This is a genomic window from Bradyrhizobium sp. CCBAU 45389 (genome assembly GCF_028128625.1).
In the GTDB taxonomy this organism is placed as follows: Bacteria; Pseudomonadota; Alphaproteobacteria; order Rhizobiales; family Xanthobacteraceae; genus Bradyrhizobium; species Bradyrhizobium liaoningense_B.
This window is the reverse complement of the sequence record NZ_LBIY01000083.1, coordinates 37,147-54,157: the sequence shown is the minus strand read 5'-3', so window position 1 is coordinate 54,157 and position 17,011 is coordinate 37,147. Positions and strand designations below refer to the sequence as shown.

The window sequence follows — 17,011 nt, the reverse complement described above, 5'->3', positions numbered from 1 at the left end:
GACTATACTGATCTGCGCCAGGGAATAAGCATCGACACCCGTTGTTTGTACTGCCGGTACTCGTCGCCGAAGAGCTCGACGAGGTCGTGCTCCTCCAGCGCGATGCCGACGAAGATGTAGAGCGTGGTCACGGCCGCGAACAGCAGATGGCCCACAGTCATGACCGGCGCCGCCCAGAACGCGATGATGAAGCCGAGATAGATCGGATGACGGACGAACTTGTAGAGCAGCGGCGTCTTGAAACGCGGTGGCGCGGCTTCCCGGCCGACGAGATGATCGGTCACCTGAGACAGGCCGAACAACTCGAAGTGATTGATGATGAAGGTCGAGGTGAACACCAGCACCCAGCCCGCGAAGGACAGCGTGACCACCGTCACGGCAAGATCGGGGTTCTCGACCTCCCATATGACCGTGGGCAGCGGACGCCACTGCCAGAACAGGAGGAGCAATGACAGGCTCGCGAACAACACGTAGGTCGAGCGCTCGACCGGCTTGGGGACGAACTGCGTCCACCACGCCTTGAACTGTTGGCGCGCCATCACGCTATGTTGAACCGCGAACAGCGACATCAGCAGCAGATTGACGATGACCGCGCGGACGACGGGCGCTTCGGCTCCGGTGTCGATGGTCTTCGGCACCATCACCCCCATGACGAAGCCGATGGCGTAGAGAACGGTGACGAAAAAGACGAGATATGCCGCAATTCCGTACAGAAAGGCGATGAACCTGAAAATGCGCGAGCCCGCAACCTCCGGGCCGATGGAATGAACCTGGTGATCAAGTTGGGTCATAGAACGCTCCGTTGTGCCGAGGCATCGGCACTGTTTGGTCTTCGCACCATGCCGGATCGGAGGTCCTCCGACTTTCGCGGAGGGTTGATTTTCGCCTGAGACGACTTTGATTTTTGCTTGAGACGACGGAAACGTGCGATTTTTCTTTGAAAACAACGTGCTGGACGGCGATCTGCGGGAGCTCACTTGCTCCGGAGTGGCCGTGCCGTTGCAGCCGCAGGTGTTCGATCTGCTGCTTTACCTGGTCGCGGAACGCGCCCGGGTGGTCAGCAAGGATGACCTGATCAGCCAGATCTGGAGCGACCGCATCGTCTCGGATTCCGCCCTGAACAGCCGCATCAACGCCGTGCGCAAGGCGCTGGGCGACGACGGCGCGACCCAGCGGCTGATCAAGACCATTCCGCGCAAGGGCTTTCGTTTCGTCGGCGATGTTCGGGAGGACGCGGCCGCCGCGCCGGCGCCCGCTGAACCCGCAACGGCGCGCGCAGTGACCGACCGTCCGGCGATCGCGGTGCTCGCCTTCGAGAACATGAGCGGCGATCCCGCACAGGATTATTTTGGCGACGGCATCAGCGAGGACATCCTCACCGCGCTGTCGAAGCAGCGCTGGTTCATGGTGATCGCACGCAACTCGTCCTTCACCTACAAGGGTCGCGCGGTCCACATCAGGCAGATCGCCGAGGAGCTCGGCGTCCGCTACATCGTCGAAGGCAGCGTGCGCAAGGCGGACAACCGGGTGCGCATCACCGCGCAGCTTAACGACGCCACGTCAGGCAGCCATCTCTGGGCCGAGCGCTACGACCGCGAGCTCGTCGATGTCTTCGCCGTGCAGGACGAGATCACCAACGCGATCGTCGCGGCGATCGAGCCGCATATCCACGCGGCGGAGAATTTTCGCAGCCATCGCAAGCCGCCCGCGAGCCTGGACGCCTGGGACCTCTTGATGCGCGCGCTGTCGCATTACTGGCGCGTGACCCGGCAGGACCACGCGGCCGCCAAGGCGCTGCTCGAGCGCGCGATCGCAATCGATCCGAATTACGGCCAGGCGCTGTCGGTGCTGGCCGTGAATGACATGTTCGGCGTGCATCTCGGCTGGGCCGAGCTCGCCGCGGTTGCCCCGGTCGCGGAAGCCGCCGCGCTCAAAGCGGTGCGCTGCGACCACGAGGATGCCTGGGCGCATGCCGCGCTCGGCAGCGTCTACTTCTCGACCCGCAGGCTTGCGGACGCGTTGTCCGAGTTCGAGCAGGCGCTCGCGCTGAATCCGAACTTCTCGCTGGCGCAAGGCTACCACGCGCTGGCGCTGTCCTATGCCGGACGGTCGAAGCAGGCGTTTGCGGCGGCGCAGAAGGCGATCCGGCTCTCACCGCGCGATCCGTCGCTGGCGATCTATCACGGCATCGCCGGCTATGCGCGCTTCACCGAGCGGCAATATGACGAAGCCATCGCGCTCGCGCGCGAGGCGATCCGCCACCGCGGCGACCTCACCGGCGCCTACCGCGTTCTCGCCGTTTCGGCCGGCATGATCGGCGATGGCGCGCTGGCGGAGATGGCGCTCGGCGAGCTCCGCCGCACCCAGCCGAACATCTCGCTGCAGTGGATTGCGACGCGGCTGCCGTGGGCCAGCGACGCCGATCGCGAGCACTATCTGGAGGGATTCCGGCGGGCGGGATTGCGGTGAGGCGCGACGCTGCTCTTACCCTCCCCTGGAGGGGTAAGAGCGCGGCGATGCTACGCCACGCGCTTCCGGCGCAGATGGACGATGACGTCGAGCCGCGCGATCTCGTGGCCGGGAAGCGCCTCGGGCATCCTGGTGAAGGCGAGGCCATCGGCGACATCGACCAGCACATCCTCGCCTTCGAGGTAGAAGTGCGGATGCACCGATGTGTCGGTATCGAAGAACGACTTGATGCCGTCGGCGGCGATCCGGCGCAACAGGCCGGCTTCCGTGAACTGGTTCAGGGTGTTGTAGACGGTCGCGAGCGACAGATAGGCGTTCGCGGCCATCGCCTCTTCATAAAGGCTCTCCGCGGTGACGTGACGGTGGCCGCGCAGGAACAGCAACTGGCCGAGCGCGAGGCGCTGGCGTGTCGGCCGCAGGCCGGCATCGACGAGCAATTGCAGGCAGTGCTGCAGGCCCTCATCGACCTCGGGTCCCACGACGTCAGGCTCGTTGTCGTCGCCCGCATGGATATTCGCGGCGTGCATGTCCATCGATCGTCTCACGTCTGCAAGAACCAGGACGCGCAACACGACATCCCGCCAGTTGCTATTGGATCGCAGAAGCGGCGGCCCGGCTTTGATCCGGATCAAATTTGGCGCCGACCCGCCTCTGACCTATCGCAAGGCGGACGGATTTATTCCCGGCCAGAATGGCTAAAGCGCGATGATGAACCATCATCGCGCTTTATCTCTTTGTTGGAGCATGATCTTTCGGAAAACCGCTTCACACTTTTCCGGATCATGCTCCAGGCATCGATGAGGCTCACATGTCCAGGCCGGTTCCCGACAAGGCAGAGGTCGCGCTCGAATATCCCGACAAGTTCTATGTCGGCACCTTCGAGCATTCATCGCGCTTCGAGGCGCGGCTCGACGGCAGCGGCGTTGCGCTCGTGCTGCAGCATCCGGGCGCGGCCGATGAACGCAAATCGGTGCATCTGCATATCAACTTCGGACTGCTGGCCGGCATCCTGCGGGAGCTAGCCGGCAGCGTCGCCGCCATCCCCAAGGACGACATCGCGCACCGCGAGCAGCTCGCTGACGCGCTCGACGAATTGCGAAAGGCGCTGCGGACGCCCTGAAAGCTATTTCGCTTTCACCTGGATCGGCTTCGGGGCCGGCGCGGCCGCCCATTCCTTGTCGGCACGCGGGCCGTTGAGATCGCCGGTCAGCCCGACGAGCTGGCCGGGCAGCACGTCGAGGGTCTGCTGCCAGGTCTGGGTCTGGCACAGGAATTTTATGAGGCAGCCCTTCAGCTTCAAGCGATCGGCGGATTCGCGCCAAAGCGAGACCGAATAAAACTTGCCGTCCTCGGCATTGTAGATGTCGCCGGCAAACCGTCCCTCGGGCGTCGCCTGCAGTCCCATGATGAGCTGGTGGCCGAGCAGCGTGCGGGCGCGCTTGTCGGCGTCAGGGTTTTCCTTGTCGCGATAGGGCTGGCCGCGCTTGTCGGCCGGCTCCTTCATCCAGACGATGAAGCCGCAGATGCGGTCGCGCGCCGGGCCGCAGCGCTCGAGCCGGATGCGGGCGCGGCCGTCCTCGACGAGCCATGTGCCGCTGGGGTCCGTCGGGGCGGCCGCGCCGGCGCGCCCACCGATGATCATCATCACGACGGTGATCGCGACGCGCAGCACGAAGCGAAGGAGAAGGTTCATCTGCATGCCTTTCGTTGAGCAGGGGGGCGGGTCAGTTCAGTTGCGCCATCAGCGCGTCGGCGCCCTTGTCGAGGCCTGCGGTGGCAGCCGCGAGCGCGCCGACGCTGGCCTTGATGTCGTAGGCGCCGGGGTATTGCTTGGTGACGTAGGCGCTGATCAGGCGTGAGGTCGAAGCATCGAAGATCTCGACGCCGTAGATGACCGAGCCGGTCAGCATGCCCTCGCCGTCGCGCGCCGCCTGCACGCCGTTGTAGACCGCGCCGGCCATGTCGAAGCGGGAGAGCGTGCCGAGCACCGGCGTGTTGGTGACGGCGCCGGTCAGCGTCAGCCGGATGCGCAACGTGTTTGGCCCGCGCTCGCGCACCAGGGCGAAGCGGCCGCGCAGCCGCTCGGCGAAACAGTTCTGCATGTAGGCGGCGAGCGTGGCCTTGTCCTTGTCGGACATGTCGCCGAACTGGTGATCCCTGCCGCGATAGACCACGACGGGATCGAGGATCACTTTATTATATGAGTGCCAGTCGACCGGCGTGGAATAGCGGTAGGGCACGCGGCCGGAGCTGTCCGACTTGTCCGGCGCCATGTAGGCCGAGGACGCCATCTCCGAATAGGGCACGGGCGCGACCGTGGCGCAGCCGGCCGAGGCGACGCAAAGCACCAGCGTTCCCAGACCGCGCAGGGCGATCGAGCGATCCATTCCAGACTCCTCTTGCGGCTTCTTTGGAAGGCCAACCTTTGAAATTGCAATGACGACCGCAGCCGCGCTTGGGACCAGACACGGCTGCGGCGCTCACCATTGCCGGCCCAAGGCATCGTCCGGGGCCTTTTCGGATCCCTCGGGCCGTCTCAGTGTTTCCAGTTATAAAACCGACCGGTTGGTTTGTAAAGTCGCAAAACGGCGACCTGACACATTTGGCCGCAGGCGCGGTTTTGGGCAGCCTCCGGTTGGAATTCGTTAACGGTGAATCAGGCGCGCTTGCGCGGGGTTGCAGCCTTTGCCGCCGATGCCGCTCCGGATTTTGCGGCACGCTTCGTGGCCGGCTGTTCGAGGCCGGTCCACTGCCCGTCGTCGAGCAGGCGCGCGAACAGCCGCTGGTGCTCGTCCTTGCTGAGCGGTGACATGCCGAACAACGAGCTCAGCAGCAGTCCGAGCGCGCCGGCCCAGCGCAACATCGCGAGATCCGGGTCGGCGGCTTCTTCCTTGATCGCCGCCATCCTCTTCATCTCGAGTTCGCGCGGCAGCGCCATCAGGCTGGGATTTTCGACCATGGCCGCAACCAGGGCCAGCGCGGCGGAATTCGGCGTAGTCGCCGCTTCCCTGATCGTGGCAAGCTGGGTCGCCAGATTGGGATTGGCCGAGGTCGCGCGCACCTTCGCCATATAATGAGTCGAGAACTCCTCGAAATGCGCCATCTGCCGCTCGAGCAATGCCTTGAGCACAGCCTCCTTGGTGCGGAACTGGTGCATCACCCCGCCCTTGCTGAGGCCGCTCTCGCGCGCGATCGCATCGAGCGTCAGTCGGCCAGGCCCGTCGCGCGCGATGATGGCGATGGCCGCTTCGAGCGCAGCGTTGCGGGACCGTTCGGAGCGCGTGGCGTTGTCCATGGCGGACTTGTCTCCGTGACAGGAGGATGAATCAAGTGAAAACAGGACGCGCTGTACATTTTTTGTGCGAACCCTGTCGAGACTTTCATCTTGCGGCGCCGAATGAGACTGTGTGAGCCTCGTTCGTGGATGGGGACTGGGATGGGCCGGCCGTCGCTTTGCGCGCGAGGACGTCGCGAAGCGTTTACGGCTGACCGCGCTTGAGAAAGATACGATATGCCAAAACGCGTGTTGCTTGGTCTCCTCCTCGCTTGCGGCCTCACGGCCCCGGCGCTGGCGCAAGAGCCGAAGACGGGGGGCGTGATCAATGCCGTGATCCAGCCCGAGCCGCCCGGCCTGATGCTTGCGCAGGTCCAGAACGGCCCGACCCAGATGGTGTCGGGCAACATCTTCGAGGGCCTCTTGCGCTACAGCCCCAAGCTCGAGCCGCTGCCGGAGCTTGCCGAAAGCTGGAGCGTCAGCGAGGACGCCAAGACCTACACCTTCAAGCTCAAGAAGGGCGTGACCTGGCATGACGGCAAACCCTTCACCGCCGCCGACGTCCTGTTCTCGATGGAGATGCTGAAGCAGACGCATGCGCGTGCCCGCACCAATTTGGCGCAGGTCGACAAGATCGAGACACCGGACGACTATACGGTGGTCTTCACGCTGAAGCAGCCGTTCGGCCCGTTCCTCGGCATCTTCGAGGTCGGCTCGATGCCGATGGTGCCGAAGCATCTCTATGAAGGCACCGACTGGAAGACCAACCCCTACAACAACGCGCCCGTCGGAACCGGCCCCTTCATGTTCAAGGAGTGGCAGAAGGGCTCGTTCATCCGCCTGGTCAAGAACCCGAACTACCACGAAAAAGGCAAGCCCTATCTCGACGAGATCTACTGGCAGATCATCCCCGACGCGGCCGCGCGCTCGGTGGCGTATGAGACCGGCAAGGTCGACGTGCTGCCCGGCGGCTCGGTCGAGAATTTCGACGTGCCGCGGCTGTCCAAGCTGAAGGACACCTGCGTCACCGGCGCCGGCTGGGAGTTCTTCTCGCCGCTGTCCTGGCTATGGCTGAACAACCGCCAGGGTCCGCTCGCCGACAAGCGGGTGCGGCAGGCGGTCATGTACGCGATCGACCGCGATTTCGCCAAGGACGTGATCTGGAACGGACTCGGCAAGGTTGCGACCGGCCCGTCCGCCTCGACCATCAAGTTCTACACCGATGACGTGAAAAAATACCCTTACGATCCGGCCAAGGCCAAGGCGCTGCTGAAGGAAGCCGGCTACAAGGGCGAGAAGATCCGCCTGCTGCCGCTCGCCTATGGCGAGACCTGGCAGCGCTGGGGTGAAGCGGTGAAGCAGAACCTCCAGGACGTCGGCATGAACATCGAGACGATCGCCACCGACGTTGCCGGCGGCAATCAGAAGATCGGCGACTGGGACTACGACATCGCCTTCACCTATCTCTACCAGTATGGCGATCCCGCGCTCGGCGTCGGCCGCAATTATATCTCCAGCAACATCGCGAAGGGACAGGTCTTCAACAACGTCGAGGGCTACTCCAACCCGGAGATCGACAAGCTGTTCGCCGACGGCGCGACCGCGACCCCGGATTCCAAGCGCAAGGAGATCTACGACAAGGCGCAGAAGATCCTGGTCGAAGACGTGCCGGTGGCCTGGATGCTGGAGCTGCAATTCCCGACCATCACGCGCTGCAAGGTCAAGAACCTGATCACCACGGGGATCGGGGTCAACGACGGCTTCAAGGACGCATGGCTCGACAAGTGAGCCCTTCCTTCTTCACCTCTCCCCGCCTGCGGGGAGAGGTCGAATGTGCGCATAGCGCACATTCGGGTGAGGGGGAGTCTCCACGAGTCCAACTGCTGATACGCTCGCGGAGAGTCCCCCTCACCTCAACCCTCTCCGTGGCTCCAGGTCACATCACCAATATGACTCACTAGATGCTCTCCTTCGTCGCTCAGCGTGTCGTGAAGGGCGTGATCGTCCTGCTCGCGATCGTCGTCCTCAATTTCTTCCTGATCCGGCTGGCGCCCGGCGACCCCGCGATCGTGATGGCGGGCGAGGCCGGCGCCAGCGACCAGGTCTTCGTCAAGCAGCTCCGGGAGAAGTTCGGCCTCGACAAGCCGCTGCCCGAGCAGCTCTTCATCTACGTCAAGGGCGTCGCCACCCTCGACCTCGGCTTCTCCTTCCGCCAGCAGGCGCCGGTCGCCAAGCTGATCGGCGAACGGCTGCCGGCGACGCTGCTGCTGACGCTGACCGCCTTCGCGATCTCGCTGATGCTCGGCATCCTGTTCGGCACATTCGCCGCGCGCTTCGCCGGAACGTTCCTCGACACCGGCATCACCGTGTTCGCGCTGATCTTCTACGCCATGCCGATCTTCTGGGTGGCGCTGATGGGCATCCTCCTGTTCTCGGTCACCATGGATTGGCTGCCGAGCTTCGGTTACGAGACGGTCGGCGCCAACCTCACCGGCCTCGCTCACGCCGTGGACGTCGCAAAGCACCTGATCATGCCGGCGATGACGCTCGGCCTGTTCTTCATGGCGACCTACACCCGCATGACCCGCGCCTCGATGCTCGAGGTGAAGCGGCTCGACTTCGTCAAGACGGCGCGCGCGAAGGGCCTCTCCGATGCCGTGATCCAGCGTCGCCACGTGCTGCGCAACGCGCTGCTGCCGGTCGTGACGCTTGCCGGCGTGCATTCCGGCACGCTGATCGGCGGCGCAGTCATCACCGAGACCGTGTTCGCCTGGCCGGGCATCGGGCGGCTGATGTACGACGCACTGCTGCAGCGCGACTACAATCTGCTGCTCGGCGTGTTCGTGATCTGCTCGGCCATGGTCCTGATCTTCAACCTCATCACCGACCTCGTCTATCGACTGGTCGATCCGCGCATCGAATACGCCACATGAAACAGTTCTGGAAATCGATGCTGAAGAGCCCCAGCGGCGTCACCGGGCTCGTCATCCTCCTCCTCGCGATCTCGGTCGCGGTATTCGGACCGATGCTGTTCCCGAACTCGCCCTGGCGCATGGTGCAGCGGCCGTTCCTGCCGCCGTTCACGCTTTCGACCGTGCCGCTCGGCACCGACGCGCTCGGCCGCGACGTGTTCGCCGGCATGATTTTTGGCGCCCGCGTGTCACTCCTCGTTGGCCTCGTCTCGACGCTGGTCGCGCTGGTGGTCGGCGTCCCCATCGGCGCCATGGCCGGTTATTTCGGCGGCAAGGTCGACGACGCCCTGATGCGCTTCACCGAGTTCTTCCAGACCATTCCGAGTTTCGCGCTCGCCATCGTGCTGGTCGCGATCCTGCAGCCCTCGATCTATTCGATCGTGGCCTCGATCGCGGTGGTGAGCTGGCCGCCGGTCGCTCGTCTCGTGCGCGGCGAGGTGCTGTCGTTGCGTACGCGCGAATATGTCCAGGCCGCTGTCGTCACCGGCCAGAGCAACACCTGGATCATCCTGCGCGAGATCCTGCCCAACGCGTTGTCACCGGTGATCGTGCTGGCCTCGCTGATGGTGGCGACCGCGATCCTCCTGGAATCCTCGCTGGCCTTCCTCGGCCTCGGCGATCCCAACCTGATCTCATGGGGCTACATGGTCGGCGCCGGCCGCACCGTGATCCGGCAGGCCTGGTGGATCACCGTATTCCCCGGCGTCGCCATCCTGATCTCCGTGCTCGGGCTGAACCTGATCGGCGAAGGCCTCAACGACGCGCTCAATCCGCGCCTGTCGCGGGAGGGCCGCTGATGATGACCGCCCCGCCCGCCGTCTCCATCAAGAATCTGCGGATCGCGCTGCCGAAAGGCGCCGAGCGTCCGTTCGCCGTCGACGGCGTCTCGCTGGATCTGCGGCCCGGCAAGATCGTCTGCGTCGTCGGCGAGTCCGGCTCCGGCAAGTCGATGTGCGCCCATGCGCTGATGGGGCTGTTGCCGGACACGGTATCGGTCGCCTCCGGCGAGATCCAGTTCGAGGGACGCGACCTGCTCAAGCTCGACGACGACGGCTGGCGCGATTTGCGCGGCCGCCGTCTGGCGATGATCTTCCAGGAGCCGATGACCGCACTCAATCCGTTGATGCGGATCGGCGACCAGATGGCGGAGATGTTCGAGGCCCACGGCCTGCTGACGCCGAAGGAGCGGCGCGCCAAGGCGCTGTCGCTGGCGCGCGAGGTGGGCCTGCCCGACCCTGAAAGAATCGTGCGCGCCTATCCGCATCAGCTCTCCGGCGGCCAGCGCCAGCGCGCCATGATCGCGATGGCGCTCGCACTCGAGCCCGCGGTGCTGGTCGCGGATGAGCCGACCACCGCACTCGACGTCACCACGCAGGCGCAGATCCTGAAACTGATCCGCAACCTGCAGCGCAACCGCAACATGGCGGTGATGTTCATCACCCATGACTTCGGCGTCGTCGCCGACATCGCCGATCAGGTCGTGGTGCTCCGCCACGGCAAGGTCGTCGAGGAGGGCCCCGCCGCGACTGTCTTCAGCGAGCCGCAGCACGACTACACCAAGGCGCTGCTCGCCGCCGTGCCGTCGATGGACCCGCCGGCGCGCGCGCCGCTGGACGACCAAGCCAGAGCGGTCGAAGTGATCGGGCTGGACAAGACCTATGTCACCTCCGGCGGCTGGTTTCGCGAGGACCGCCGCGTCGATGCCGCGCGCGCGGTCAACTTCAACATCCTCAAGGGCGAGACGCTCGGCCTCGTCGGCGAATCCGGCTCCGGCAAGTCGTCGGTGGCGCGTCTCGTGATGCGGCTGATCGAGGCCGACCGCGGCACGGTGCGGATCGGCGAGACCGATCTCACGCAGCTTTCGGGCAAGGCGCTGCGCGCCGAGCGTCATCGCATCCAGATGATCTTCCAGGATCCGTTCGCCTCGCTCAATCCGCGGCGCAAGGTCGGCCATATCATCGCCGATGGCCCGATCGCGGCCGGCACCGATCCGAAGGTGGCGTTCGACCGCGCCCGCGATCTGCTGAAGATGGTGGGCCTCGATGCCGGCGCACTCGAACGCTATCCGCATGAATTCTCCGGCGGCCAGCGCCAGCGCATCGGCATCGCCCGCGCACTCGCGCTCGAGCCCGAGATCATCGTCGCCGACGAAGCCGTCTCCGCGCTCGACGTCTCCGTGCAGGCGCAGGTGTTGAAGCTGCTCGAAGATCTCAAGGCGCGCCTCGGTCTGTCGATGCTGTTCATCACCCACGATCTGCGGGTTGCAGCGCAGATCTGCGACCGCATCGCGGTGATGCAGCGCGGTGCCATCGTCGAGTTGAAGCCGACTGCGCAGCTCTTCGCCGCGCCCGAGCATGCCTATACGCGCGAGCTGCTCGCGGCAGTGCCCGGGCGGAAGGAGCGCGCGCCGGCGGCGTGAGAGCGGGGTGCTTCGCTCCGGTATCCCGTTCCGCTCCCGCAACGAAGCAGTCACGGGCTTTTTATCCCTCGTGACCGCCCGCACAGCTGCAAACCTGAAGCCTGCACCCCATATCCGCATGGAATGATTTCCATCATCTGATGATGGATTTGCCGATCTATTTGGAGCCGACATGGGCCAGGTTATTCAGTTTGTCTCGCGATCCGAGCGCGAACGCGTTCGCCTCATCCAGGAGGCACGCGCGATCTATGACAGCATCTTCCCGGCTGATCCGGCCGGCGAGCGGCACGACAAGGCGACGATCAGCCGAGCGACCGCCAGCGGCGATGCGGGAAACCTGGCGTGATCAAGATCATCGCGGTTCTGTGTAGCCTCGCCGCTCCCGGAAACTGCCACGAGCAGATCGTCACAACGTCGGACTTCGCCAATGTGTCGATGCAGTCTTGTCTGATGGGTGCGCCGCAGCTCGCCGAATGGATGAACCAGCATCCGGCCGAGCGCCTGGCGGGATGGCGCTGCGTGATCGGTCAGCAGGGCGGCAGGGGCATCTAGGGCCGGCGGCCCGCTACCCCCAAGCACTTCCGTACCGGAAGCGGCTCCCGCAAGGCAGTGACGGCACTCCATCGCCGGGGTAACCTCTCGTTGCAGCCATTGGCAGCAAGGGGGAGCCGGATGGAAGTCGCGAGCCTCGTTCTTCCCGTATTCGCAATCATCGTCACCGGCTGGCTTGCGGGCGAGCTCGGCTATCTCTCACGATCGCTGGCGGACGCGCTGGTGCACTTCGCCTACAACGTGGCGATGCCGGCGCTGCTGGTCGTCACGATCGCGCAGGAGCCGGCGCGCAATCTGCTGGAATGGCGTTTCCTGCTCGCCTTCGGCGGCGGCTCCCTCGTCTGCTTCGCGCTGGTCTTCCTGGCGGTCCGCGCCGGCGGAAAGCACGATCTCGCCAGCAGCACGATCCATGGCATGGCGGCGGCGATGACCAATACCGGCTTCGTGGCGCTGCCGATCCTGCACGCGATCTACGGCCAGCCCGCCGTGCTGCCGGCTGCGGTGGCGACGGTGTTCGTCGCGGCCGTGATGTTTCCGATCACGGTCATCCTGCTGGAAAGGGACGCGCGCGGCTCGTCCGCGCAGTCCGCGGGCCTTGCGAGGCAGATCCTGCTCAATCCGATGGTGCTGTCGACGCTTATCGGTCTCGTCTGGGCGATCACCGGCATGCCGATTCCGGCGCCGGTCGCGGCCTATCTCAACATGATCGCGGCCGCGCTGACGCCCTGCGCACTGTTTGCCATCGGGCTCGGCCTGTCGATCGAAGGCCTGCGGTCCAGCCTGAAGGCATCGTTCGCGCTCGCGGCCGTGAAGCTCGCGGTTATGCCGCTGATCGTCTACGGACTTTGTGTGATCACCGGCCTCAACGCGCTCTACACCGTCGCCGCCGTGATATGCGCCGCCGTGCCGACGGCGAAGACCGTGTACGTCCTGGCGCACGAGCACAAGGTCGAGGAGAAACTGGTCGCGGCGACGGTTTCGGTGACGACGATGCTGTCTGTCGTCACCTTGCTGGTCGCGCTGTACCTGCTCTCCGGTCTGGCGACCGGGACACGTTGACCCGCATGGGCGCGCTTATCTCGTGGTGTTGTTCCAGGTCGGAACCGCGTTGGTCACGCCGACCGACGGCCAATTATACGTTCCGATCGATGGCGCCGTGACCGTGCCGACCGTCTGTCCAGATGAGCCGTAAGCCGCCCTGGGCTGCGCAATTGGCGCCCCGGCACCGCTATAGGTCGGACCCACCACGGTTGTGCTGTAATGTCTGCTCGAGCGGGCCTTCTTCGCTTCAGCCGCGAAAGGCGCGGCAAGCAGTCCGGCGGTGATGAATGCGGTGATGGCGAGCCTGATACTGGTCATGGCTGATCCCTCCGTCGTTGGGATGCCCCTTTGCTCATCTGACCATACGTCGGACGATTTCCATAGGCCTCCCGTTCATAACTCCGTGCGCGCGCGAAGGTGCCGCAGCCGGGCGCGCGGCCTTCGGATGGACCCGAATCAGCGCTAGTGCATTGCCTGGATGACTTCCTGGACGCGAGTGACATGACCGGCCCCGAACTGAAGCAGCTTCGTAGCGACCTTTCCGACGTCATCGAGCGCAAGCTGACGGCGGCCGATATGGCCAAGCTCTGCGGGTTGCCGGAGAAGGGCGGGGCCGACACCATCCGGCGCTGGGAGGTGAGCGGCCCGACGCCGTCGGCGACCAAGGTGCTGCGCGTGCTCGCGATGGCGAGCGAGCGCTATCCGATCCTGGAGAAGTTCGACATCTTCGATCGCCACGACGTGCGCGAGCAGGACCGGCCGGCCAAGCGCGCAGCGTTCCGCGCGCAAATGCGCGACGAAGTGCTGCGGCGCCTTGGTTAACGAAAGGCGCACGCAAGCTCACCGGCTTGCGCAAAATTAAGCCTTCCTTCAGCATTTCTTAAGCTGGCATTAAGCACAAAAATCAATTGCAACCCAATAAGTTAGGTTGGCTGCCGCAGTGCCACGGATGTGACAGCATTTTCGTCAAAAGCGAGCTATCTGCAAAACCAACGACGGCGCTGAACGCGCCAGCCGGGGACCTTACGTGTTGGAGTTCAAGACGATGAAGAAGATTCTGTTTGCGACCGTGGCGCTGCTGGTGGCGGGCGCTGCCGCGCCGGCGATCGGTGCCGATCTCGGTAACCGCAACTATTACAAGACGCCCGCGCCGGCCTACGCCGCGCCGATCTACAACTGGACCGGCTTCTACATCGGTGGCCACCTCGGCGGCGCCTTCTCCAGCGACAACAATTTCAACGGCCTCTCCACCGGCAACAACGGCAATGGCCGTTTCCTCGGCGGCGTGCAGGTCGGTGCGGACTGGCAGCTCAACCCGAACTTCGTGGTCGGCGTCGAAGGCCAGTATTCCTGGCTGTCCGGCAGCGTCGGTGCGGTGTTCCCGGGCGGCGTCGCCTACACCAACGATCAGCGTGGCCTCGGCTCGATCACCGGCCGCGTCGGCTACACCTGGGGCCCGGGCCTCGTCTACGTGAAGGGCGGCTACGCCTATTCCGACAACAACGAGAAGGTGACCGTCGGCGGCGTGCCGACCGCCTTCGTCATCGATGGCGATCATCGCAACGGCTACACCATCGGCGCCGGCCTCGAATACATGTTCGCCCCGAACTGGTCGGCCAAGGCCGAATACCAGTATTACAATTTCGGCGACGCGCACTTCACCGGCGGCCCGCTGGCGGGGACCGGCAACTTCACCACCGACGACCACACGGTCAAGGCCGGCCTCAACTACCGCTTCAACTGGGCGAGCCCGGCCGTCGCGCGCTACTGATCGGCTGGCAGAACCTCAATCCGACCAAGGGCCGGCGATCTCGCCGGCCCTTCCTTTTTCGCTGTGCGGAACCGCGCAACCAATGCAAGCAATTGCGCCAATTGCGATTTTTTAACCGGCCCTGCCGATACTGCCCGCCACAAAACAGAAGCAAGAGCGTGGGGGAATTTCGATGGCGATCCGTCTGGGCGCTGGCCGTTTGCTTGGTCGATTCAAGCCTGGTTTCAAAAAGCCACAATGGGGCGTGCGCGGCAGCCTGTTCACCGCCTTCGCGGTGATCGCGGGCATGGGCCTCGTGATCGCGGCCGGCGCGGGCCTCGCGCTGCAGAATCTCGGCGGACGCATGATTGAGCTGAGCGGGCGGGACATTCCGCGCCTCGCCGCCAGCCTGCAATTGTCGGCCTTGAGCGCGAGCCTTGCGGCGCAGGGACCGGCCCTGCTCGCGGCTCAGAGTGAGGAAGCCCTGAACGAGCGCACCAAGAAGCTCAGGGAATTGCAGGAGCAGACGCAGCAGAAGCTCAACGAGATCATCGAGCTCGGCGGCGACAAGGCGGTCGTCGCCGGACTCAGCGAGACCATGAAGAGCATCAACGAGGCGGCCCAGAGCCTGGCCAAGGCCGCCCGCGAACGGCTGGACGTCGCTGCCCTTCATGACAAGCAATATGACGCGCTGCGCAGCGCGCAGGGCGCGTTCGTCGGCGCGGCCAGTCCGGCGATGCTGGAGGCGCAGACCCGGGTCAACGCCATTCTCGGCTCGGCCAACCTGTCGGCCGAAGATGCCACCGAAGCCGCGCAGACCGTCGGCCAGCTCGGCAACGTCGTTGCCAGCGGCAATCTCGCAGCCGCCAACATGAGCGCGGCGCTGTCGGCGAACACCAGCGACAAGCTCGACGACATCCAGAAGGAGTTCAAGACAGCACAGGGACGCCTGCGCTCGAACCTCGATCTGTTGCCGGACAATGAGGGCAACAAGATGCTGCGCGCGACGGCGGAAAAGCTGCTCGCGCTCGGCAACGGCAAGACCGGCGTGTTCAATCTGCGTGAGAAGGAGCTCGACTCCATCGACTACGGCCAGACCATCCTGGACGAGACGCGCAAGCTCAATGTCGGCCTCGGCATCAGCGTGCAGCAGCTCGTCGACGGCGTGCAGAAGGAAACCAACGCCTCGACCTCCCAGGCGCGGCAGGAGATTTCGCTCGCCACAACGGTCATGCTGGCGCTGGGCGCGCTGATGCTGGTCGGCTCGGCCCTGTTCGTCTGGCTCTATGTCGGCCGCAACATCCTGCGCCGTATCACCGGTCTGCAGCGCGCCATGCAGCAGCTCTCGGCCGGCGACCTCGGCACGGAGATCGCGCGCTCGAAGCACAATGACGAGATCGGCGCGATGACCGACACGCTGACCGTGTTCCGCGACAGCATGGTCGAAGCCCGCGCGCTCGCCAGCGAGCAGGACAAGGACCGCGCGGCCAAGGCCGAGCGTGCCGCCCGCATGGAATCCAGGATCGCCGACTTCGAGGGCACGGTGCGCACCGCGCTCGACAATCTGGCGCAGTCGGCCAATTCGATGCAGTCGACCGCGCAGAGCATGTCGACCACCGCCGACCAGTCCAACGCGCTGGTGAACGCGGTCGCCTCCGCCGCTGAGGAGACCTCGGTCAACGTGCAGACCGTGTCGTCGGGCACCGAGCAGCTCTCGTCCTCGATCGAGGAGATCAGCAAGCAGGTCGTCACGTCGGCCGCGATCGCCAAGAAGGCGGTCGACGAGGCCGGCGCCACCGACACCACCGTGCAGAGCCTCGCCGACAGCGCCAGCCGCATCAGCGTCGTCGTCGACCTGATCCAGACCATTGCCTCGCAGACCAATTTGCTCGCGCTGAACGCCACCATCGAGGCGGCCCGCGCGGGCGAGGCCGGCCGCGGCTTCGCGGTCGTCGCCTCCGAGGTGAAGAGCCTCGCGAGCCAGACCGCCAAGGCGACGGAAGAAATCCGCACCCAGATCGCCAGCATGCAGCAGGTCACGACCTCTGCGGTCGGCGCCATCCAGGGCATCGGCCGGATCATCGGCGAGATCAACGACGTCACCACCACGATCGCGGCCGCGGTCGAGGAACAGGGCGCGGCCACCCGCGAGATCGCCCGCAACATCCAGCATGCGGCCGGCGGCACCAGCGAGGTCTCCAGCAACATCGTCGGCGTCTCCACCGCCTCCGCCGAAGCCGGCGCGGCGGCAAGCGAAGTGCTGGGCGCCTCCGACGCACTCCGCCGCGAAGCCGACATGCTGCGCGGAGAGATCGACGCGTTCCTCAACAACATGCGGGCGGCCTGATCGTCATTCCGGGGCGGCGCGTAGCGTCGAACCCGGAATCTCGCGCGACAATCTCCGGATTCCGGGTTCGCGCTAACGCGCGCCCCGGAATGACTGCGTTTTTGCTGGCTTCAACCGGCACGCGGAAAAATCCGCCCGGTATGACCGCCATGCGGAGACCACGGCCCGCCTTTTTTCGGCTGGCGTC

At 65.0% G+C, this 17,011-nt stretch carries 18 protein-coding genes; 12 read left to right on the top strand and 6 right to left on the bottom strand.

Annotated features, from left to right (window positions below; translation table 11 throughout):
• Window positions 1-2 precede the first annotated feature (2 nt).
• Window positions 3-791, bottom strand: a complete 789-nt coding sequence (gene mddA, locus XH79_RS14080) for a methanethiol S-methyltransferase (protein WP_271582054.1) — start codon at window positions 789-791, stop codon at window positions 3-5.
• A gap of 133 nt (window positions 792-924) precedes the next feature.
• On the opposite strand from mddA, the gene XH79_RS14075 reads away from it, so the two are divergent.
• Window positions 925-2,469: a winged helix-turn-helix domain-containing tetratricopeptide repeat protein gene (locus XH79_RS14075; protein ID WP_271582053.1), complete on the top strand. Its 1,545-nt coding sequence runs from the start codon at window positions 925-927 to the stop codon at window positions 2,467-2,469.
• A gap of 50 nt (window positions 2,470-2,519) precedes the next feature.
• Here XH79_RS14075 and irr read toward each other — a convergent pair whose 3' ends face one another.
• Window positions 2,520-3,002 (bottom strand): Fur family transcriptional regulator Irr, encoded by a 483-nt coding sequence (irr, locus tag XH79_RS14070; RefSeq protein WP_245003740.1) that lies wholly within the window; start codon window positions 3,000-3,002, stop codon window positions 2,520-2,522.
• 275 nt (window positions 3,003-3,277) lie between these two features.
• Between irr and XH79_RS14065 the strand changes: the two genes are divergently transcribed.
• Entirely contained in the window at window positions 3,278-3,589 is a 312-nt protein-coding gene (locus XH79_RS14065) for a hypothetical protein (RefSeq protein ID WP_212342346.1), read from the top strand.
• Window positions 3,590-3,592: 3 nt separating this feature from the next.
• Here XH79_RS14065 and XH79_RS14060 read toward each other — a convergent pair whose 3' ends face one another.
• The 3 genes from XH79_RS14060 to XH79_RS14050 form a co-directional block, all read right to left on the bottom strand.
• On the bottom strand, window positions 3,593-4,162 hold the full coding sequence (locus tag XH79_RS14060; protein ID WP_271582052.1) for a DUF2147 domain-containing protein: 570 nt from the start codon (window positions 4,160-4,162) through the stop codon (window positions 3,593-3,595).
• 31 nt (window positions 4,163-4,193) lie between these two features.
• Complete coding sequence (locus tag XH79_RS14055; RefSeq protein WP_271582051.1) at window positions 4,194-4,856, bottom strand: DUF3313 domain-containing protein; 663 nt, start codon at window positions 4,854-4,856, stop codon at window positions 4,194-4,196.
• A gap of 269 nt (window positions 4,857-5,125) precedes the next feature.
• Window positions 5,126-5,764 (bottom strand): TetR/AcrR family transcriptional regulator, encoded by a 639-nt coding sequence (locus XH79_RS14050; protein ID WP_271582050.1) that lies wholly within the window; start codon window positions 5,762-5,764, stop codon window positions 5,126-5,128.
• A 216-nt stretch (window positions 5,765-5,980) separates the two neighbouring features.
• Here XH79_RS14050 and XH79_RS14045 point away from each other — a divergent pair, with 216 nt between their 5' ends.
• From XH79_RS14045 to XH79_RS14015, 7 genes are all read left to right on the top strand, one after another.
• Complete coding sequence (locus tag XH79_RS14045) at window positions 5,981-7,531, top strand: ABC transporter substrate-binding protein (protein ID WP_271582049.1); 1,551 nt, start codon at window positions 5,981-5,983, stop codon at window positions 7,529-7,531.
• A 173-nt stretch (window positions 7,532-7,704) separates the two neighbouring features.
• Window positions 7,705-8,676 (top strand): ABC transporter permease, encoded by a 972-nt coding sequence (locus tag XH79_RS14040; RefSeq protein ID WP_271582048.1) that lies wholly within the window; start codon window positions 7,705-7,707, stop codon window positions 8,674-8,676.
• On the top strand, window positions 8,673-9,512 hold the full coding sequence (locus tag XH79_RS14035; protein WP_271582047.1) for an ABC transporter permease: 840 nt from the start codon (window positions 8,673-8,675) through the stop codon (window positions 9,510-9,512). Before XH79_RS14040 ends, XH79_RS14035 begins: the two co-directional genes overlap by 4 nt.
• 2 nt (window positions 9,513-9,514) lie before the next feature.
• A complete protein-coding gene (locus XH79_RS14030; protein ID WP_271582117.1) occupies window positions 9,515-11,134 on the top strand; it encodes an ABC transporter ATP-binding protein in 1,620 nt (539 codons plus the stop codon).
• Between the two features lie 172 nt (window positions 11,135-11,306).
• Window positions 11,307-11,480: a hypothetical protein gene (locus tag XH79_RS14025; protein ID WP_212342355.1), complete on the top strand. Its 174-nt coding sequence runs from the start codon at window positions 11,307-11,309 to the stop codon at window positions 11,478-11,480.
• Window positions 11,477-11,686 carry a hypothetical protein gene (locus XH79_RS14020; protein ID WP_212342356.1) on the top strand — a complete coding sequence of 70 codons (210 nt, stop codon included), beginning with the start codon at window positions 11,477-11,479 and terminating at the stop codon, window positions 11,684-11,686. The genes XH79_RS14025 and XH79_RS14020 overlap by 4 nt, the downstream gene beginning before the upstream one ends.
• Before the next feature lie 120 nt (window positions 11,687-11,806).
• Window positions 11,807-12,745: an AEC family transporter gene (locus tag XH79_RS14015; protein ID WP_271582046.1), complete on the top strand. Its 939-nt coding sequence runs from the start codon at window positions 11,807-11,809 to the stop codon at window positions 12,743-12,745.
• 15 nt (window positions 12,746-12,760) lie between these two features.
• Here the strand turns inward: XH79_RS14015 and XH79_RS14010 are convergent, their stop codons facing one another.
• Window positions 12,761-13,045, bottom strand: a complete 285-nt coding sequence (locus tag XH79_RS14010; protein WP_271582045.1) for a hypothetical protein — start codon at window positions 13,043-13,045, stop codon at window positions 12,761-12,763.
• 183 nt (window positions 13,046-13,228) lie between these two features.
• Here XH79_RS14010 and XH79_RS14005 point away from each other — a divergent pair, with 183 nt between their 5' ends.
• From XH79_RS14005 to XH79_RS13995, 3 genes are all read left to right on the top strand, one after another.
• On the top strand, window positions 13,229-13,549 hold the full coding sequence (locus tag XH79_RS14005) for a hypothetical protein (protein ID WP_212342362.1): 321 nt from the start codon (window positions 13,229-13,231) through the stop codon (window positions 13,547-13,549).
• A gap of 223 nt (window positions 13,550-13,772) precedes the next feature.
• A complete protein-coding gene (locus XH79_RS14000) occupies window positions 13,773-14,498 on the top strand; it encodes an outer membrane protein (protein WP_212342364.1) in 726 nt (241 codons plus the stop codon).
• Between the two features lie 172 nt (window positions 14,499-14,670).
• Window positions 14,671-16,824 (top strand): methyl-accepting chemotaxis protein, encoded by a 2,154-nt coding sequence (locus XH79_RS13995; protein WP_271582044.1) that lies wholly within the window; start codon window positions 14,671-14,673, stop codon window positions 16,822-16,824.
• Window positions 16,825-17,011: the final 187 nt, after the last annotated feature.